At 57.1% G+C, this 19,130-nt stretch carries 15 protein-coding genes and 2 pseudogenes; 6 read left to right on the top strand and 11 right to left on the bottom strand.

The annotated features are described in order from the left end of the window. Positions 1–7 precede the first annotated feature (7 nt). The 10 genes from mraY to ACQY4M_RS04020 all read right to left on the bottom strand — a co-directional run bounded on the left by mraY (position 8) and on the right by ACQY4M_RS04020 (position 10,751). Positions 8–1,093, bottom strand: a complete 1,086-nt coding sequence (gene mraY / locus ACQY4M_RS04065) for a phospho-N-acetylmuramoyl-pentapeptide-transferase (RefSeq protein WP_428541170.1) — start codon at positions 1,091–1,093, stop codon at positions 8–10. Continuing rightward, entirely contained in the window at positions 1,094–2,545 is a 1,452-nt protein-coding gene (locus tag ACQY4M_RS04060; protein WP_428541167.1) for a UDP-N-acetylmuramoyl-tripeptide--D-alanyl-D-alanine ligase, read from the bottom strand. Further along, positions 2,542–4,032 carry a UDP-N-acetylmuramoyl-L-alanyl-D-glutamate--2,6-diaminopimelate ligase gene (locus ACQY4M_RS04055; RefSeq protein WP_428541164.1) on the bottom strand — a complete coding sequence of 497 codons (1,491 nt, stop codon included), beginning with the start codon at positions 4,030–4,032 and terminating at the stop codon, positions 2,542–2,544. The genes ACQY4M_RS04060 and ACQY4M_RS04055 overlap by 4 nt, the downstream gene beginning before the upstream one ends. A gap of 20 nt (positions 4,033–4,052) precedes the next feature. After that, the gene (locus tag ACQY4M_RS04050; RefSeq protein WP_428541161.1) at positions 4,053–5,834 is read right to left on the bottom strand and encodes a peptidoglycan D,D-transpeptidase FtsI family protein; all 1,782 of its coding nucleotides are present in this window, start codon (positions 5,832–5,834) and stop codon (positions 4,053–4,055) included. After that, a complete protein-coding gene (gene ftsL / locus ACQY4M_RS04045) occupies positions 5,831–6,178 on the bottom strand; it encodes a cell division protein FtsL (RefSeq protein WP_428541158.1) in 348 nt (115 codons plus the stop codon). Before ftsL ends, ACQY4M_RS04050 begins: the two co-directional genes overlap by 4 nt. After that, a complete protein-coding gene (gene rsmH, locus ACQY4M_RS04040) occupies positions 6,178–7,164 on the bottom strand; it encodes a 16S rRNA (cytosine(1402)-N(4))-methyltransferase RsmH (RefSeq protein WP_428541155.1) in 987 nt (328 codons plus the stop codon). The genes ftsL and rsmH overlap by 1 nt, the downstream gene beginning before the upstream one ends. Positions 7,165–7,170: 6 nt before the next feature. Beyond that, positions 7,171–7,671, bottom strand: a complete 501-nt coding sequence (gene mraZ / locus ACQY4M_RS04035) for a division/cell wall cluster transcriptional repressor MraZ (protein WP_428541152.1) — start codon at positions 7,669–7,671, stop codon at positions 7,171–7,173. Positions 7,672–8,294: 623 nt separating this feature from the next. After that, positions 8,295–9,365: a P-loop NTPase gene (locus tag ACQY4M_RS04030; protein ID WP_428541149.1), complete on the bottom strand. Its 1,071-nt coding sequence runs from the start codon at positions 9,363–9,365 to the stop codon at positions 8,295–8,297. A 127-nt stretch (positions 9,366–9,492) separates the two neighbouring features. After that, the gene (locus ACQY4M_RS04025) at positions 9,493–9,642 is read right to left on the bottom strand and encodes a hypothetical protein (RefSeq protein WP_428541146.1); all 150 of its coding nucleotides are present in this window, start codon (positions 9,640–9,642) and stop codon (positions 9,493–9,495) included. A 65-nt stretch (positions 9,643–9,707) separates the two neighbouring features. Further along, positions 9,708–10,751, bottom strand: a complete 1,044-nt coding sequence (locus tag ACQY4M_RS04020) for an IS5 family transposase (protein ID WP_428539227.1) — start codon at positions 10,749–10,751, stop codon at positions 9,708–9,710. A 150-nt stretch (positions 10,752–10,901) separates the two neighbouring features. On the opposite strand from ACQY4M_RS04020, the gene ACQY4M_RS04015 reads away from it, so the two are divergent. The 5 genes and pseudogenes from ACQY4M_RS04015 to ACQY4M_RS03995 form a co-directional block, all read left to right on the top strand. Next, positions 10,902–11,117: a DUF1127 domain-containing protein gene (locus ACQY4M_RS04015; protein WP_428541143.1), complete on the top strand. Its 216-nt coding sequence runs from the start codon at positions 10,902–10,904 to the stop codon at positions 11,115–11,117. A gap of 466 nt (positions 11,118–11,583) precedes the next feature. Further along, entirely contained in the window at positions 11,584–12,810 is a 1,227-nt protein-coding gene (locus ACQY4M_RS04010) for an IS256 family transposase (RefSeq protein ID WP_428542062.1), read from the top strand. Positions 12,811–12,913: 103 nt separating this feature from the next. After that, on the top strand, positions 12,914–15,274 hold the full coding sequence (locus ACQY4M_RS04005; protein ID WP_428541140.1) for a M10 family metallopeptidase C-terminal domain-containing protein: 2,361 nt from the start codon (positions 12,914–12,916) through the stop codon (positions 15,272–15,274). 200 nt (positions 15,275–15,474) lie between these two features. After that, positions 15,475–16,701 carry an IS256 family transposase gene (locus tag ACQY4M_RS04000; RefSeq protein ID WP_428542059.1) on the top strand — a complete coding sequence of 409 codons (1,227 nt, stop codon included), beginning with the start codon at positions 15,475–15,477 and terminating at the stop codon, positions 16,699–16,701. 236 nt (positions 16,702–16,937) lie between these two features. After that, positions 16,938–17,456, top strand: a pseudogene (locus tag ACQY4M_RS03995) (transposase); the annotation flags it as partial. A gap of 61 nt (positions 17,457–17,517) precedes the next feature. Here ACQY4M_RS03995 and ACQY4M_RS03990 read toward each other — a convergent pair. After that, a protein-coding gene (locus ACQY4M_RS03990; RefSeq protein WP_428539245.1) for an IS3 family transposase occupies positions 17,518–18,650 on the bottom strand; the annotation gives its coding sequence in 2 pieces (ribosomal slippage) (positions 17,518–18,398 and positions 18,398–18,650; 1,134 coding nt in all). Positions 18,651–18,716: 66 nt separating this feature from the next. Between ACQY4M_RS03990 and ACQY4M_RS03985 the strand changes: the two are divergent. After that, positions 18,717–19,130 (top strand): annotated as a pseudogene (locus ACQY4M_RS03985) (transposase); the annotation flags it as partial.

Here is a 19,130-nt window from a genome sequence, read left to right as displayed (position 1 = left end):
ACATGCCTTAACGCACCTTCAATGTCGCCAGCCCGATCAGCGCCAGCACCAGCGAGATGATCCAGAACCGGATCACGATCTGCGGCTCGGCCCAACCTTTTTTCTCGTAGTGGTGATGGATCGGCGCCATCAGGAACACCCGCTTGCCGGTGCGTTTGAAATAAAGCACCTGAATGATCACCGACAGGGCCTCGGCCACGAACAACCCGCCAACAATAGCCAAAACGATTTCGTGCTTGGTGGCCACCGCAATCGCCCCCAAAGCGCCACCAAGCGCCAGCGATCCGGTGTCGCCCATGAACACCGCTGCCGGGGGGGCGTTATACCACAAGAACCCCAATCCGCCGCCGATCAGGGCCGAGGTAAAGATAAACAATTCACCGGTGTTCGGCACATAATGCACATCCAGATATTCGGTGAAATCGACCCGCCCGACCGCATAGGCAATAATGCCCAGCGTGCCCGCCGCAATCATCACCGGCATGATCGCCAGACCATCCAGACCATCTGTCAGGTTCACCGCATTGGCGGATCCGACAATCACGATCATCGCAAAGGGTATGAACAGATAACCCAGGTTGATCAGCGTATTCTTGAATACCGGCATCGCCAGCCGGTAAGCCAGATCATCGGGGTGGTAATAGGCCGCCCAATAGCCGGCAATTGCGGCAATCAACAGGCCCAGACCCATGCGTATTTTGCCGGAAACACCTTTGGTGTTGTTCTTGCTGACCTTGGCGTAATCATCGGCAAACCCGATCAGCCCGAAGGACAGTGTGACAAACATCACCATCCAGACATAGGGGTTATCCAGTCGCGCCCACAGCAATGTGGAAACCGTCAACGCCCCCAAAATCAGCACCCCGCCCATGGTCGGCGTGCCGGCTTTTTCCAGAATATGGCTTTGCGGTCCGTCTTCACGGATCGGTTGACCGTTGGTTTGTTTGCGGCGCAGCAGGTTGATCAGGGGTTGGCCAAAGATGAAACCAAACACCAGAGCCGTGAAAAATGCCCCGCCCGAACGAACAGTTATATAGCGGAAAAGATTGAAGAAATCGCCGCCGTCCGACAGGCTGGATAACCAGTAAAGCATCTACACTGACCCTTTGTTACTATTCATTTCGCCCGATTGGCCCAAATTGCGGATCGCGGTCGCAACCGTGCTGACCAATGATCCTTTGGACCCCTTTACCAAGATCACATCGCCCGCGTCCACCAACCGGTGGGCGGTTGCCGCAAGGTCAGTTGCCTTTTCGACCCACTCGCCGCGTTTGTGATCCGGCAGGGCATCCCACAGCGCCCGCATCCGGGACCCCGCGCAGTGCACCAGCGTGACATTTTCCAGCGACGGATGGGTGGCGAATGCGGCGTGTTGCGCCATCTCGTCCTCGCCCAGTTCCAGCATATCGCCCAGCACTGCAATCCGGCGGCCCGTGTGGATACGCCCCACCCCGTCCGCTGGCAGTGTCGCCGCCAGCACCTTCAGCGCGGCATCCAGCGAGGTCGGGTTGGCGTTATAGGCGTCATCGATCAGCGTCACGGCCTGATCCGGCGCGTAAGCATCCAGCACCACGGTTTCAAAAGTGCCGCGACCGGCGGGGGGCTGCCACAGGGCCATGTCATTGGCCGCCAGCGCCACATCCGCCCCCAACGCCTGCACCACGGCCAGAACACCAAGCGCATTCATGGCAAAGTGTTCTCCCAGACTTTTGATTTTGAACAGAGTTTCGGCACCAGCAATCAGCGACCTCACAACGGTCATTCCGCCCGCCTGTTGCACATTCAGCAGGCGGTGGGTGTTGTTTTTACCCATACCAAAGGTCACACAGTCAACGCCCTTTTCCTGTGCATATCCGGTCAGGATACCGCTGGTATCCAGATCACCATTCACCACCGCCACACCGCCACTTTGCAGCCCGTCGATGATGCTGGCCTTTTCCCGTGCGATGCCTTCAATCCCGTCAAAGGCGGCCATATGCGCGGTCACCACATTGGTGATCATCGCCACATCAGGGCGCGCCAGACATGTGAGCGGCGCAATTTCGCCGGGATGGTTCATGCCAATCTCGATCACCGCGAAATCGGTATCCTTGGGCATCCGCGCCAATGTCAGCGGCACGCCCCAATGGTTGTTGAACGACATTTCCGCCGCGTGCACCCGCCCTTGCCGCTCCAGTACAGAACGTAGCATTTCCTTGGTCGAGGTTTTGCCGACCGAGCCGGTCACGCCGATCACCCTGGCCGATGTCCGCGCCCTTGCGGCTACTGCCATCGACTCAAGCGCCTGCAACACATCGGGCACGATCAGCAGTGGCGCGTCCGCTGGCACCCCTTCAGGCACATGCGAAACCAAAGCCGCCGCCGCGCCCTTTTCCAACGCCTGTGCGAAGAAATCGTGACCATCGCGCACGTCTTTCAGCGCCACGAACAATTCGCCTGCCGCAATGCTTCGCGTATCAATTGAAACACCCGTGGCTTGCCAGTTACAGGGCGTCTTGCCGCTGGTGGCTGCGACGGCTTCTTCAGAGGTCCAGAGCACGCTCATGCCATGCGCCCTTCCAGTGCAGCCACTGTAATGCTGGCCTGTTCCACATCGTCAAACGGCAACACCACATCGCCAACGATCTGCCCGCTTTCATGTCCCTTGCCCGCGATCAGCAACACATCCCCCGCCTGCAGGGCATCCACCCCGCGCAGGATCGCTTCGGCGCGGTCCGCCACTTCGGTGGCCTCGGGGCAGCCTTCCATCACCATCGCCCGAATACCGGCGGGGTCTTCGGAGCGCGGGTTATCATCGGTCACAAACACCACATCGGCATATTTTGCCGCCGCCTGCCCCATCAGTATCCGCTTGCCGGGATCACGGTCGCCGCCCGCGCCAAACACCACCACCAGACGCCCCATCACATGCGGGCGCATGGCCTGCAATGCGGTGGCCAAAGCATCCGGCGTATGGGCGAAATCGACGAACACCGACGCGCCGTTATCGCGCGTGGCGGCCAGTTGCATCCGGCCGCGCACGGTGATCAGCTCGCGCAATGTATCAAACACCTCGGCCGGATCGGCGCCACAGGCAATCACAAGCCCCGCTGCCACCATCACGTTTTCCGCCTGAAAACCGCCGATCAACTCCAGCCGCGCCTGATGCGCCTTGCCGCGCCATTCAAACCGCAGGTCCTGCCCCGTCGCGTCAAACCGCTGTGCCAGCAGGCGCAAATCCACACCATCGGATTTGCCAACCTTGATCACCCCCTGCCCGCGCGAACGCGCAATTCCGGCCATCACCGCGCCCTTTGGGTCATCCATATTGATCACCGCCACCGCGTCATCCCCCATCACACGGGAAAACAGGCCGGCCTTGGCGTTGAAATAGTCCTCGAACGTCTTGTGATAATCCAGATGGTCCTGGGTGAAATTGGTAAACCCGCCAGCCCGCAGCCGCACCCCGTCAAGGCGGCGCTGCTCCAGCCCGTGGCTGGACGCCTCCATCGCGCAATGGGTCACACCCTCGCCCGCCATATCGGCCAGCAGACGGTGCAGTGTGATCGGCTCTGGCGTGGTGTGGTGCAGCGGGGCGGTATAGGCGCCCTCGACCCCCGTGGTGCCCAGATTGGCAGCCTTGATGCCCATCGCGATCCAGATCTGGCGCACAAAGGTGGAGACGGATGTTTTACCGTTGGTCCCCGTCACCGCCACCATATATTCAGGCTGTGCGCCGAACCACAGCGCGGCGGCATAGGCCAGCGTCTGGCGTGCGTCATCGGCCACCACCAGCGGCACAGCGGCATCGGCAATTTCATCCGCCGCAATCGCCGCACCGGCCTGATCCGTCAGAATCGCCCCGGCCCCCATACGCAGCGCATATTGGATAAATTCGCCCCCGTGCACCCGCACACCGGACATGGCGGCAAACAGATAGCCGGGCTTTACCTCGCGGCTATCGACACAAATTCCTGTAATTTCAGCCTCTTGCCCGCCTTTGGCCCTCAGGCCAAGATCTGCAAGTGTTTTTCTGCCCGCCTGATGTGCCATGCCGCCCCCGCTGATTTGGCCTAGTTGCTGGTGAGTGTTACCCCAGTTGGCTGCAAAGGCTCAACCTCTGGCCGCAATCCCAACAATGGCGCAACGCGGCGAATGATCTCGGCGGCCACCGGAACCGATGTCCAACCGGCCGTGCGGCGCGGTTTGGGACCAGAGGTTTCGACCGGCTCGTCCAGCGTCACGATCAGCACATATTTCGGATCATGTGCAGGAAAGACCGACGCAAACGTCGCGTCAACCTTGTCTTTGTAATAGCCGCCTGTCGGTTTTGGCTTGTCAGCCGTGCCGGTTTTGCCGCCCACTGCGTATCCCTCGACCTCGCCAAAAGATGCGGTGCCGCGCACCACGACCTGCCGCAACATCGAGCGCGCCTGCTCTGACGTGCGTTCCGATACCACCCGTTCGCCCGTTTGCGGGGTGGTCCTGCGCAGCAGGGTCGGGCGAACCCGCAACCCGCCATTCAGAATCGAGGAATAGGCCGTTGCCAAATGTAGCGGGCTGGTGGACAGACCATGCCCATAGGAAATCGTCATGGTCGACAATTCAGACCACCGTTTGGGCAACAGGGGTTTTGCGCCCGAAGCCTCGACCAGTTCTACTGGTGTGGCTTCGAGCAAGCCAAGCGTGCCAAGGAATTCACGCTGGCGATCTGCACCGATCATCTGGGCCACATGGGCCGAGCCGATGTTCGAGGATTTCACCACAACATCGGTCATCGACAATTGCGCGCCGTAGTTATGGAAATCACGGATCTTGAATTTACCCCAGCGCAGCGGGCCTTTGGTGTCAATCATGGTAGACGGGTTGACCAGCCCCAGTTCCAGCGCCTGCGCCGTGTTCAGGATTTTGAACACCGACCCCAGTTCGTAAACCCCCTGCACAGCACGGTTAAACAGCGGGCTGTCGCTGGCATCGCCCTGCGTCAAAACCCGTGGGCGTGTGTTGGGGTCGAAATCCGGCAGGCTGACCATCGAGATAATTTCGCCTGTGTGCACATCCATCAGCACAGCCGCCGCCCCTTTGGCGTTCATCAGCTTCATACCGCCAAACAGAACTTCGCGGATGGCGGCCTGCACGGTCAGATCGATCGACAATTGCAACGGCTTGCCGTCCTGTGCGGGGTCGCGCAGATAATCGTCAAACTCTTTTTCAACTCCGGCCACACCAATCACCTCGGCGGAATTCACCCCTTCGCGACCAAATGAGGCCCCGCCAAGGATATGCGCGGCCAGTTTGCCGTTGGGATACAGGCGCATTTCACGCGGACCGAACAGCAGGCCGGGATCACCAATGTCGTGCACGGCCTGCATCTGTTCGGGGCTGATCTTCTTGCGGATCCAGATGAATTTTCGGTTGCCGGTGAATTGCGCCAGCAGTTTTTCCTTGTCCAGATCCGGGAAAATCGCGGCCAGCTCTGATGCGGCGCGCTCTTTGTCAATCATCACCGGTGGCTGGGCATAAAGCGCCCGTGTGGTCAGGTTGGTGGCCAATATCCGGCCATTGCGATCCACAATATCTGCACGGCTTGCAACGATATGTGCACCCGCCGCTGCAACTTGTGGCTCGCGCGGCTCGCTTGCGGCCAACATGCCCATACGCACACCGATCACCACAAAAGCAAAGAAGAAAAATGCGCCCAGCACCAACAGGCGCCCTTCGGAACGCAAGCGGGTTTTATCGCGCATCACCTCGTGGCGGGCACGGATATTGGCGCGTTCAATCGCATCGGGGTTTTCACCCTTGGCGCGGGCCTCCAGAATACGGGCCAGCGGGCGCAGGGGGGTGCGGGTCATTGGCTATCCTCCAGATCTGCGGACAGTTCGATCGGGTTGATGATGGCGGTCAGTTCCGGGGACGGGAAAGCCACCTGATCAATCCGGCCAAACTGTTCCGGCGACAGCGGCAGCAGGCCCAGCCGGTCATAGTTGATGTCGGCCAGCTCTTTTAGGCGTTCGGGGCGGTTCAGATAGGCCCATTCGGCCCGCAAAATCGCCAGCCGTTCGCGCGCCTGCCCGATTTGCCGTTGCAATTTCGAAACGCCGTTCAATGACGCCCGTGTTTTATAGTTTTCCTGATAGGACCAAAAGGCCAGCGCAATCACCGCCAGCGCCGAGACCACATAAAAGAAGCTGCGCATTAATCCTGTCCCCCCAATGAAATTTTCGGCATCCCCAAACCCGTGCGCGGCATGTCACCTGAGGGCGCATCCGTGCGTTGGGCCACCCGCAATTTGGCCGAACGCGACCGCGGGTTCACGGCCAGTTCATCATCATCCGGCCCGATGGCGCGGCGGCTAAGCAATTGGAACTGCGGTTTTTCTTCCTCAGTAGCAGGGGCATAACGGTTCGCCCGCCCCGCCCCGCCGGATCGTGCCGCCAGATAGCGTTTGACCACGCGGTCCTCGAGCGAATGAAAGGTCACCACCGCCAGTTTCCCGCCCGGTTTCAATGCCCGCTCTGCCGCCTGAAGCCCGGCCAGCAATTCACCGAATTCATCATTCACCGCAATGCGGATCGCCTGAAAAGTGCGGGTCGCGGGGTGGCTTTGGCCGGGCTTGCCACGCGGCAGAACCGATTCAATCACCGCCGCCAGTTGCAGGGTGGTTTCAAACGGCGATTTGGCGCGCGCGGCGACAATCGCCTTGGCAATCCGGCGCGAGGCCCGTTCTTCGCCATATTGGAAAATAATATCGGCCAGCTCGGCCTCGGATGCCTCGTTGACGATATCGGCCGCCGAGGGGCCGGATTGGCTCATCCGCATGTCCAGCGGGCCATCCTTCATAAAGGAAAAGCCACGATCGGCGCGGTCCAGTTGCATCGAACTGACGCCAAGGTCCAGCACCACACCGTCCAGCGGCACATCGCTATAACTGTCGAGCCGACTGAACGTGCCTTCAACCAGTTTCAAATGGTCGCCATATTCTCCAACCCAGCCAGACGCCATTTCAAACGCCAGCGGGTCGCGATCCACACCGATCACCTGATCGGCACCGGCCTCAAGCAAACCTCGGGCATAGCCACCGGCGCCAAAAGTGCCATCCAGCCAAAGGCCGGACACCGGGGCAACGGCATCCAGCAAAGGACGCAATAAAACGGGGATATGCGGCTGGGCAGGAGCAGACATCATAAGCTACTCCTCTTCATCACCGTCAAGATAGATGGAAGGATCGGCATTCGGATCAAAGCTGTCATCGGCCTCGAGGTTGCCGTATTCCTCTTGCTCGTAGGTTTCCGGGTTCCAGATCTCGAACGTATCGCCATTGGCGATGAAATAGGCGATGCCATCCAGCCCGATTTTTTCAATCAGCTTTTTGGGCAGCACCAGACGGCCGGTTTCATCCACCGACGTCGGATAGGCGTTGCCGTTATAAAGACGCTGCAACGCGCGGCGCTGTTTGGAGCCACGGGGTTTCTTGCGGATTTTTGCCTGAACCTCGGCAATCGCTTCCATCGTGAAGCATTCCAGAAAGTTGCGGCTTTTGTCGCCGTATACGATCACAAGATTGGGGTTCAGACCCTCTTTCCACTCGGGGTCACCGGCCTGCAGGACACGGCGATACGAGGCAGGAATAGACACCCTGCCCTTTGCATCCACTTTATTGTGGGCATCGCCGAAAAATTCCCGTGTCACTGCCTCGCGGCCTCCTAAAACCTTTACCACCCCAAAAACGGCCCCTGAAACGGGAAACGGCGGATCGAGCTAGCTGCCACTGCTCTATCCGCCGCCCTCGTCCCGTCTCCGGGGAATGTCCAGCTGCGCGCGCCACCTGGGGGGATGTCTGCTCGCCCGCGCGCCGGATCTCTAATTAGACAAAAGCGGGAGCCTGTATGAAACCTGATTAGGTGCCTTTGTTCGGGGTTCTTTAATCTGCCCCAATTTTTGTATGTGCCCGTTCTTATCTTGGATCAATGTTTGCCATGGGAAATCATGGGTGTCAAAGGATTTTTATGGGAAAAATAGGGAAAAACATGGGTGTAGGCCAATCAGCGCCAAGGCCCGAACGGGAACGCAAAAGGAACAAAATACCATATATATAGTAATCTAGGGTCAACTACACTATATATGGTATACCTTACTCGGGTTCATATTTTCCCGTAATTTCCCAAAATAATTCCAGATTCACACCGATTTTCGCAAATCAGGCGGGATTCAAACCGCAGGCAGACTAAACCAACCCCCGATTCACAGCGAAATCCGGCAGAGATTCTGCCGGATTCCCTATTCGTCCCGTGAATTCCCGTAAACTGCGGACGCTACACCGCGCCGCTGTCGATCAACCGCTTGGCCAACTGCGCATAGGCATCGGCCAAAGGCCCCTGCCCCGCAGCAACCGGCGTGCCGGCGTCCCCCGCCAGTCGCACATCCAGATCCAGCGGCAATTCGCCAAGGAACGGCACGCCCAGCTTCTCGGCCTCGGCCCGCACACCGCCGTGACCAAAGATATGTGCCTCGTGGCCGCATTCGGGACAGATATAGGCCGACATGTTTTCCACCAGCCCCAGAATGGGCGTTTCCAGCTTTTTGAACATGGTGATCGCGCGACGGGCATCCAGCAATGCCACGTCCTGCGGGGTGGATACGATGATGGTGCCGGTCACTTCGGTTTTCTGGCCCAGTGTCAGTTGCACATCACCCGTGCCTGGCGGCAGATCAATGATCAGCACGTCCAGCTCGCCCCAGACCACATCGCCCAGCAATTGCTGCAAGGCCCCCATCAGCATCGGACCCCGCCACGCCAGCGCCTGATCAGGGTCCACCAACAGACCGATCGACATCATCGCCACGCCATGCACGACTGGCGGGATGATCTTGTCATTCTTGTCCAGTTTAGGCCGGTCATTCGTGCCCATCATACGCGGCAACGAAGGCCCGTAGATGTCGGCATCCAGCAAGCCAACCTTCAGCCCCTGACGCGCCAGCGCCACCGCAAGGTTCGAGGACACGGTGGATTTCCCTACCCCGCCCTTGCCCGAGCCAACCGCGATAATCTTTTTCACGCCGGGCACCGGCTGACGCCCCTGTTGCGGTGTCGGGTGACGCCCTATTTTCAAATCCGGCGGCGGGGTTTTGGTGGCAGGGCCGTGGGCCGTCAGCACCACAGAAACCTTCTCGACCCCCTTAATGCTTTTCACAGCCCGTTCGGCCACATCACGCACAGGGGACAGCGCAGCCGCCGCCTCGGGGGTGGGCGCTTCGATCACAAAGCGCACTTCGCCACCGTCTACCGACAGGGCCCGGATCATATCGCTATCGGCCAGATTGGGGCCATCGGGCAATTCAATGCGGCGCAGTTCGTTCAGGATGTCATCACGGGTCAGGGCCATTTCGGGCGCTCCTTATATATGTTATATATGGGTTACGCAGTAGGTGAGGCTTTGCGCGCCCCTGTGCAAGGGGCAAAAACCGCGCATGTAACAGGAATGTGAAAATAGGACAGCACCCCTGCCCTACCTATGCGCCAGACGCATAGCGGCAATTCAAACGCGTCTGTTGTGGCGATGCGCAAAATACATATGGGAACCTCTGTAAATTCCCGTTTTCGCCTTCTTCGCGGCGGGGTGGACGGTTTTTCGCCTGTCCCGCCTGATTGCTTCGGATCATAAACCCATTTTCACCGGTTTCAAGCCGGTTTTGGGTATTTCAGGCACACCTCACCCCATGAACCCTTATCCCGGCGCCGCCAGGCCGCATTCGAACTGGACGAAGCGCTTCATGTTGTAGACCAGGTTCATCATCCCGATGCGAAATCGCGCCCGCTTCAGGCCGATGGAGCGGATCAGCTTGCCGCCCATGGAGCGCTCCTGAAAAGCGAATACATGCTCGACCCGGACCCGCACTTTCGAGCGCCTCCGGTTGGCCTTTTGCTGGCGCTCGCCAAGCGGCTTGCCGCGCCTGCCCTTGTGATGGATATGGCTGTGAAGCCCCCGCTCTTCCAGCTCGCTTTCGATCTTTTGCGAGCGATAGGCGCTGTCGGCCCACAGGTCCGATGAGGTGTTGCTCGCATCAATCAGACCGGCAAGCGCCTGGCTGTCATGCACGGCGGCATCGGTGACATCATAAGCGCGGATGAATTTGTGCCGCCGGTCGACATTGATGTGGTTCTTGTAGCCGTAATAGCTCTTGCCGTGCTTCTTCGTCCAGCGCGCATCCACGTCCTTCTGGCGCTTCTTGTGGGGTTTTTCCTCCCACTCTTCAGGCGTTTCGCCCGCCTTGATTTTCTCGTTCTCGTCCCTTTTGTTGTGCTGGCGCGGCGCCGGAACGATGCTCGCATCAACAATCTGCCCGCCCATCGCCAGATAGCCCTTTTCGCGCAGAAAGGCATCGAACTTGTCAAACAGCTCCTTCATCTTCCCGGCCCCGGCCAGCCTTTCACGGTAGGCCCAGATGGTCTTGGCGTCAGGTACGCTGTCTTCAATGCCAAGGCCGAGAAACCGCATGAACGACAGGCGGTCGCGGATCTGATACTCGATCTGATCGTCAGAGAGGTTGTAGAGCTGCTGCAAAACCATCGTCTTGAATATCAGCACCTCATCCCAAGGCGGGCGGCCAGCGTTGGATTTGCGCTGTTCGGGCGGCGTGCGCCATATGGCCTTCAGCTCGTCCCGGTAATCCTCGAACGGCACCATGTCGTTGAGCAACACCAGCGGATCACCAGATTTGTCCAGTCCCGCGTATCGGCTGGAAAGATCAAAAAATCCCATCTGACCCATGACAAAACCCCGTCGGTCGAATCATTTTCATCCTGATGACGATTCTACCCCGTCAGGCCGGATTTTGGGGGATTTTTAGAGGTTCCCATATGTTCCGCCGTGTCAGGACGATCCGGTTCTGGCCACAACCTAAGTAAGCGAGTTAGCCCCATGGCTTTTACAACAGAATTCCACGGCACAAACGCCGGTGTCACAGGCCGCGTTTCGGCCATCCTGAAATCCGCAACCGACCGCGTTGCCAACTACCGCCTGTACCGCAAAACAGTGAATGAACTGAGCGCATTGAGTATGCGGGAACTGGACGATCTGGGCCTGAACCGCTCGATGATCAAACGCATCGCACTCGAGGCCGCCTACGGCCTGTAAGCCCATTCGGCCCGCCTGTTCTTTCTCCTCCCTGAACATGCAGGCGTGCCGGACCGCGGTGGCATCTACCTCCTCCCGGATGTCACCGCGCAAAGATACGGGGTTATTATTACCCCGGATATGCGAAGGGTCTTTTCCTCCTCCCAAAGACCCGACGCAAAAACAGAACGGCAGTGCCCCTCCTCCCTGGGCGCTGCCGTTTCTTTTTGTTGGGGGGGGATTGGCGGTTTATTTGATTGGTGGGAACTGCAGGAAGTCCAACACCCATTCTTTGGAAGAGGGGACGTTTTCATTGTTGGTTTCCAATGCCCACCCCTCGTGCTGCGATGTAGCACATAAGTGGAAACTGTCGGCCCGAGGCCATTATGGTAGTGTCGCGAGTTTGGTGGAAATTCGAGGACGGCGTAATCTCCGGGTGCATCGAAGCCACCCAACCGGCGGCTGGAACCGCCAAGGAGATCACGCCATGACAAAGAATACAGCAACATCGACATCCGCGCTACTGGCCAATGAAGCAGGCTATGACCCGATTGAAGACCGGCTGCGCCAGAACATCCGCGTGACGATCGAGGCGGTTTTCGAAGAGGAGCTGGAGCAGTTTCTGGGCCGTTGCCGGTATGGCCGCAGCGGCGGGGCAAAGGCCGGATACCGCCACGGGCATCGCGAGCGGCAACTGGTCGGAACATTTGGAACCGAAACGGTGCGCGTGCCGCGTGCGCGGATCACAGGCGAGGCCGGCAAGGCCAGAGAATGGCGCTCGAAGGCATTGCCCCGCTACCAGCGGCTGACGAAGAAGGCCGAGGCGCTGATCGCTGCTGTCTACCTTTCGGGCACCAACACACGGCGGGTAAAACGCGCCCTGTTCGGCCTGTTTCAGGGGGCGGTCAGCAAGGATGTGGTGAGCCGCGCCTGGCGCAAGGTGAAGGTGGACTGGCAGGCGTGGTGCGCCCGCAGCCTTGCGGATGAAGACATCGTGCGGCTGATCCTGGACGGCACCGTGATCAAAACGCGGATTGACAGGAAGGCCACCAATATCTCGGTTCTGGCCGCGATTGGCGTGCGCCGGGATGGGCAGAAGGTCTTGTTATCACTGATGAACATGGGCGGCGAAAGCACCTCCGCCTGGCGTCAGTTCATCAACGATCTGGATGCGCGCGGGTTGAAACGGCCCGAATTTGTCATCGTGGACGGGGCACCGGGACTTGAGGTCGCTCTCATTGCCCTCTGGGGTGAAGATCTGCCGATCCAGAGGTGCACGGTGCACAAGCACCGCAACCTTCTGGCCAAGGCACCCAAGCGTATGCATGATGAGTTGACAGAAGATTACCGCGACATGATCTACGCCAAAACACCCGAGGAAATCGCCACCCGCCGCAAGGCATTTCTGCGAAAATGGCGGCTGAAATGCAAGGCCGTCGCTGACAGCTTGGAAGAAGCAGGAGATAAGCTTTTCACCTTCACGCGTCTGCCACAAGGCCAGTGGAAATCGGCCAGAACGACAAATGCGATCGAACGCCTGAACGAGGAATTCCGCCGCCGCATCAAGACCCAGACCGTGCTGCCATGCGCCGAGACCGTGCCGATGCTGCTTTGGGCTCTGATGGCCTCGGGGCAGATCGTCATGCGAAAGGTCGATGGCTGGGAAACGCTCGCTCAGCCCGTCGCCGACGCAACCCTTGACCAAGCCGCCTGACCGGCGCATAACTCAACCCGCTCGGAGGTGCCTGAAATCAATTTCCACCACTTTCGAGACACAACCGGAATAGTAATAAATCAGTTAACGGAGAGCTGACAATATGAGTATCACAGGCCAATCTTTGAAAGCATCGCTGTACAATCAAACAGGGATTAATTATGCGCCCAAACCATTTGCTTCAAATGATGTGCTTGCTGGCTACTTGACAAGTGGTGCCTGGGGTGGAGTTGGTCATGAGCGCAGCTTTAATACCGCGGCTAGCAATGTTATTACAGTAAACCTCACAGGTCTAAGTGCATCGGCACTAAAACTTGCCAGAGCGGCCCTTGAGGCGTGGTCAAATGTTGCAAATATTGTTTTCACCGAAGTCACAAGCGGCGCTAAAATTACATTTGTTAGCTCTGATACAAGTGGCGCGTATTCTTATTCCACAACTAGTGGAAACACTATAATCTCCTCGACTGTTAATATTCCTGACAACTGGGATGATGTCAGCGATGGAAAGATCGGGGGATACGGGTTTCAGACGTATATCCATGAAATAGGCCATGCTTTGGGATTGGGCCATCAGGGCGATTATAATGGTTCGGCAACTTACGGCATTGATAATGTCTATTCAAATGACAGCTGGCAGGAATCTGTCATGTCATATTTCAGTCAGACGGAAAATACGACAATTGCGGCCAGTTTTGCGTTTCTGACCACTGCGATGATGGCAGACATTATTGCCATCCAAAACCTGTATGGCGCCCCTGGTGCAAGCAGCACAACAGCTGGCGATACAGTATGGGGAACCGGTACAAACCTGACAGGTTATCTTGGCACTTTGTTCAATGCGATCGATAGCGGTTCAACAGTTGATGTTAAGACCTACTATCCACTGGCTTTGACCATCTATGATCAAGGTGGGAACGATCTGATTGATCTTACATTCAGCACAGCCAGCAACCGGCTGGATATGAATGCCGAAACATATTCAGACATAGACGGGCTGCTTGGAAACTGGGCCATTGCGCGCGGGACCGTAATTGAAAATGCCACCATGGGCAGCGGAAATGACAATGTAACCGGCAATGCTGTGGCAAATATCATAAAGGGCATGGGCGGCAATGATACGCTGAACGGGATGGGCGGCAATGACACGCTTGAAGGTGGTGTTGGGTCGGATATCCTGACGGGTGGTGCCGGTTATGATGGTTTTGTTTTCAGTTCGGGCGAAACCGGGTCGGATACAATCACCGACTACACATCGGGTGCAAGCAAAGCCACATCAGACACAATTGTCCTGAAGGGGACAATGACACTACCGAATTTGGTCGTATCGGGTAATAATGTGACAATTGATGGCTCAATAACAGTGACGAATGGTGCGCTTGATACATTATGGGTGATCAATGCTGAAACCGATCTGAATGGGCCTACCATTGTGTCCGAATATGATCTTGGAAATACGTCATCTTATACTTCAATCCACACCCACTTGAATGCATCTGGCGTGATGACAAGCAAAGATACATATTTTGATGATGGAACGGACGCGAATGTAATTTACGATTTCACTAGCGCCTATAGCTGGGTGTCCATTGAAACCCGCCACACATCAACAGGCGCCCAGTCATTTGTGCAAACGATGAATGATGACGGTACGCGGTTCGACAAGTATCTGGATGCTGCAAACGCCCAGTCATGGACGTCTATGCTGCAAGCGTACAATGCTTCTGGTCAGTTAACATATACAGATGTCACAAATGATACTGGCACACGAACAGTTGCAAATTACGATCCCGCAGCTGTTGAAGCCTGGACGACAATTGTTCAGAATTATGATACAGCGGGCCAATTGTATTATCGTAAAGTCACAAATGATGATGGAACGTCATTCGTGACAAACATTGATGCTGGTAATGCGGCTACATATACATCCATACTTCAGCAATACACAGCCACCGGTGAAGTGTATTTCCGTCGTACTATATATGATGATGGAACCAAATTCGAACTTGTTGTCGATGTGAATGATACGGCCACATGGGCATCCAGTTTGACTGGATATACAGCCACAGGCGGTGTTGATTATGTGGACACAGCCAACGATAGCGGAACACGGACGATCCGTAACTTTGATGTTGATGACACAAATAGTTGGGCGGAAATCCTGCAGAATTTTGATAGTGCCGGCCAGCTGTATTTCCGTCGCACCACCAATGATGATGGCACGCATTTTGACACCAATTTCGATGTCGATAATACCGGTAGTTGGGCCAGTGTAATGCAAGCTTACAATGCGACAGGTGGAGTGTACTTCCGCAGCACCGTGAATGATGACGGGACGCGTTGGGATACCAACTTTGACGTTGATAATACGGCTGCTTGGGACGAAATCTTGAAAGATTTTGATGCTGCCGGGAATTTGATTTCCACACGCATTACCTATGATGATGGCTCGGTGGTTTACGTTTAGGTTTAACGTGTTGCCAGCCACATCCGCGCATGGGCTGAATGGCACATTGGGAAGATGCTGAATGGTCAATTATAAACCAGTGACCGAACTGCGTTACCGGAGGTAGTGTCGCGAGTTTGGTGGAAATTCGAGGACGGCGTAATCTCCGGGTGCATCGAAGCCACCCAACCGGCGGCTGGAACCGCCAAGGAGATCACGCCATGACAAAGAATACAGCAACATCGACATCCGCGCTACTGGCCAATGAAGCAGGCTATGACCCGATTGAAGACCGGCTGCGCCAGAACATCCGCGCGACGATCGAGGCGGTTTTCGAAGAGGAGCTGGAGCAGTTTCTGGGCCGTTGCCGGTATGGCCGCAGCGGCGGGGCAAAGGCCGGATACCGCCACGGGCATCGCGAGCGGCAACTGGTCGGAACATTTGGAACCGAAACGGTGCGCGTGCCGCGTGCGCGGATCACAGGCGAGGCCGGCAAGGCCAGAGAATGGCGCTCGAAGGCATTGCCCCGCTACCAGCGGCTGACGAAGAAGGCCGAGGCGCTGATCGCTGCTGTCTACCTTTCGGGCACCAACACACGGCGGGTAAAACGCGCCCTGTTCGGCCTGTTTCAGGGGGCGGTCAGCAAGGATGTGGTGAGCCGCGCCTGGCGCAAGGTGAAGGTGGACTGGCAGGCGTGGTGCGCCCGCAGCCTTGCGGATGAAGACATCGTGCGGCTGATCCTGGACGGCACCGTGATCAAAACGCGGATTGACAGGAAGGCCACCAATATCTCGGTTCTGGCCGCGATTGGCGTGCGCCGGGATGGGCAGAAGGTCTTGTTATCACTGATGAACATGGGCGGCGAAAGCACCTCCGCCTGGCGTCAGTTCATCAACGATCTGGATGCGCGCGGGTTGAAACGGCCCGAATTTGTCATCGTGGACGGGGCACCGGGACTTGAGGTCGCTCTCATTGCCCTCTGGGGTGAAGATCTGCCGATCCAGAGGTGCACGGTGCACAAGCACCGCAACCTTCTGGCCAAGGCACCCAAGCGTATGCATGATGAGTTGACAGAAGATTACCGCGACATGATCTACGCCAAAACACCCGAGGAAATCGCCACCCGCCGCAAGGCATTTCTGCGAAAATGGCGGCTGAAATGCAAGGCCGTCGCTGACAGCTTGGAAGAAGCAGGAGATAAGCTTTTCACCTTCACGCGTCTGCCACAAGGCCAGTGGAAATCGGCCAGAACGACAAATGCGATCGAACGCCTGAACGAGGAATTCCGCCGCCGCATCAAGACCCAGACCGTGCTGCCATGCGCCGAGACCGTGCCGATGCTGCTTTGGGCTCTGATGGCCTCGGGGCAGATCGTCATGCGAAAGGTCGATGGCTGGGAAACGCTCGCTCAGCCCGTCGCCGCCGCAACCCTTGACCAAGCCGCCTGACCGGCGCATAACTCAACCCGCTCGGAGGTGCCTGAAATCAATTTCCACCACTTTCGAGACACAACCGCCATTATTGATTCAAAATACTCCTAATAACCATTTCCAGTCCCATTGTGGATAGTCTTTGTCCGTTTTCTGTTAAGAGTAATGCCCGAAAGTTGGTGATGGGGTGATTGGGTGGCATATCATGGCGGTGTTGACGCGCCGCGATTCTCAGAGAGAAAAGGATATGCCACATGGAAGACGATACTATTTTGGAGTTTACCGATCCAGCCGGAATTTCACCTGATCCGCTGACGGATATCTTGCGCAAAGGCGCGCGGGATCTGTTGGCACAGGCGGTCGAGGCCGAGGTTTGTGATCTGATGGCGCAACACGCGCATTTGAGGGATTCGGCCGGTCGCCAGCGCCTTGTTCGCCACGGATACCTGCCGGAGCGCGAGGTGATGACGGGGATCGGCCCTGTCCCGGTGAATGTGCCTCGGGTGCGTGATCGTGGCACGGGGGCGGAGAAGATCAGGTTCACCTCGACGCTTCTGCCGCCGTATCTGCGCCGGGCAAAGTCGGTCGAGGAGTTGTTGCCCTGGCTCTATCTCAAAGGTATTTCCACGGGTGATTTCGGCGAAGCACTGGCGGCCCTTCTGGGGCCTGATGCGGGTGGTTTGACATCGAGCACGATTTCGCGCCTGAAGGCGGAGTGGTGGGCAGAATACGAGCGTTGGAACCGGCGTGACCTGTCGGCCAAACGCTATGTGTAGAGGTGGTCCCACTTTTTTGACCAGTCAGCAGCCAGTTTAAGATGGATCAGGGTTTCATTTAGGCTGCCAAACTCATTGGTTTTGTTTTTCTGTCATAGGCTTCATCCGGGGTCAATATTCCGTGGGTGGAATGCGGGCGCTCGGTGTTGTAGTAAGCCAACCATTTCCCGATCCCGGCGCGGGTCTGCGAACCCGTTTCAAATGCGTTGAGGTAAATGCATTCGTATTTCAAGGATCGCCAAAGCCGCTCGATCATCCGGTTATCGACCCAGCGACCTTTGCCATCCATCGAGATTTTCACGTCGGCTTCTTTCAGCGCCTGCGTCCATTCAAACCCGGTGAACTGGCTGCCCTGGTCGCTGTTCATGATATCGGGCTTGCCGTATTTGGCCATAGCCTCTTTCAGGGCTTCAACGCAAAAATCTGCCTCCATGCTGTTTGACAATCTCCAGCTCAAAACCTTGCGGCTGTGCCAGTCCATGATCGCGACCAAATAGAGGAACCCGCGCTGCATCGGAATGTAGGTGATATCTACGCACCACACATGGTTTGGACGATCAATCGTCAGGTCTCGCAGCAGATACGGGTAGATCTTATGCTGCGGATGTTTCTTGCTCGTGTTGGGCGTCTGGTAGATCGGAACCAACCGCATCAGCCGCATCAAACGGCGGACCCTGTGGCGACCACACTTGTAACCTTGGCGCTGCATGTGCCGGGCCATTTGCCGTGATCCATACCACGGCGTCTGCAAGAATTGCTTGTCGATTATTGTCATGAACCGCAAATTTTCAGCACTTTCGCCTTTTGGCTGGTAATACAGGTTCGAGCGCGCCAGAGAAAGTAGCCCGCATTGTCGTCGCACACTCAGATCATGCTCACGGCTCACCATTTTTTGCCTCGCTTCCCGAGCAACTGTTGCGAGGCGTTGGCTAAAAAATCCCGTTCCACGACCAGCTGACCAATCTTGGAGTGCAGCTTCTCAATCTGGGCTTCATCAACCCGATCAGGATCACGGCCCCGTCTGGAAAATGCCGTGGCCATGTTTTCAATCGCTGCTCGTTTCCATGTGCCAATCTGGGTTGGATGCACACCATACTTCTTCGACAGCTCCGCCATCGTCATTTCCTCGCGGATTGCTTCAAGCGCAACGCGGGCTTTGAATTCGGGAGAATGGTTCTTTCGTTTCGTCATTTTGAATCGTCTTTCTCATAAGTCGATCCACCTTAACAACTGGTCCGAATTTCCGCGACCACCTCTGTGTATTTCTGGGCCGACGGGGTTTATTTCAAGCCGCGCACGGATGCTGACAAGCAATGCATGCTGGTGATCATCGGCGCGGACGAGTGGGGTAACAAGGATGTTCTGGGCCTCGTGGACGGGTATCGAGAAAGCAGCCAGAGCTGGCGTGAACTGCTGCTGGACTTGCAACGTCGTGGCCTCAGAAAAGCCCCTGATCTGGCCGTTGGTGATGGCGCGCTCGGCTTCTGGAACGCCTTGCGGGAGGTGTTCGGTGAGACCCGGGAGCAGCGCTGCTGGGTGCATAAAACCGGCAACGTCCTGAATGCCATGCCGAAGTCGCTGCAAGCCAAAGCCAAGGGCCATCTACAGGACATCTGGATGGCCGAGAACAAACGGGACGCCGAGGCCGCGTTCAATTTCTTCATCGAAGCC

It is taken from the genome of Profundibacter sp. (assembly GCF_965277155.1).
In the GTDB taxonomy this organism is placed as follows: domain Bacteria; phylum Pseudomonadota; class Alphaproteobacteria; order Rhodobacterales; family Rhodobacteraceae; genus Profundibacter.
The sequence above is the reverse complement of the archived record's forward strand: the minus strand, read 5'-3'. Positions and strand labels throughout refer to the sequence as shown.

Coding starts and splice junctions, on each gene's coding strand:
- mraY (WP_428541170.1), bottom strand. CDS start 1,093: ATGCTTTACTGGTTATCCAGCCTGTCGGACGGCGGCGATTTCTTCAAT.
- ACQY4M_RS04060 (WP_428541167.1), bottom strand. CDS start 2,545: ATGAGCGTGCTCTGGACCTCTGAAGAAGCCGTCGCAGCCACCAGCGGC.
- ACQY4M_RS04055 (WP_428541164.1), bottom strand. CDS start 4,032: ATGGCACATCAGGCGGGCAGAAAAACACTTGCAGATCTTGGCCTGAGG.
- ACQY4M_RS04050 (WP_428541161.1), bottom strand. CDS start 5,834: ATGACCCGCACCCCCCTGCGCCCGCTGGCCCGTATTCTGGAGGCCCGC.
- ftsL (WP_428541158.1), bottom strand. CDS start 6,178: ATGCGCAGCTTCTTTTATGTGGTCTCGGCGCTGGCGGTGATTGCGCTG.
- rsmH (WP_428541155.1), bottom strand. CDS start 7,164: ATGTCTGCTCCTGCCCAGCCGCATATCCCCGTTTTATTGCGTCCTTTG.
- ACQY4M_RS04030 (WP_428541149.1), bottom strand. CDS start 9,365: ATGGCCCTGACCCGTGATGACATCCTGAACGAACTGCGCCGCATTGAA.
- ACQY4M_RS04025 (WP_428541146.1), bottom strand. CDS start 9,642: ATGATCCGAAGCAATCAGGCGGGACAGGCGAAAAACCGTCCACCCCGC.
- ACQY4M_RS04020 (WP_428539227.1), bottom strand. CDS start 10,751: ATGGGTCAGATGGGATTTTTTGATCTTTCCAGCCGATACGCGGGACTG.
- ACQY4M_RS04015 (WP_428541143.1), top strand. CDS start 10,902: ATGGCTTTTACAACAGAATTCCACGGCACAAACGCCGGTGTCACAGGC.
- ACQY4M_RS04010 (WP_428542062.1), top strand. CDS start 11,584: ATGACAAAGAATACAGCAACATCGACATCCGCGCTACTGGCCAATGAA.
- ACQY4M_RS04005 (WP_428541140.1), top strand. CDS start 12,914: ATGAGTATCACAGGCCAATCTTTGAAAGCATCGCTGTACAATCAAACA.
- ACQY4M_RS04000 (WP_428542059.1), top strand. CDS start 15,475: ATGACAAAGAATACAGCAACATCGACATCCGCGCTACTGGCCAATGAA.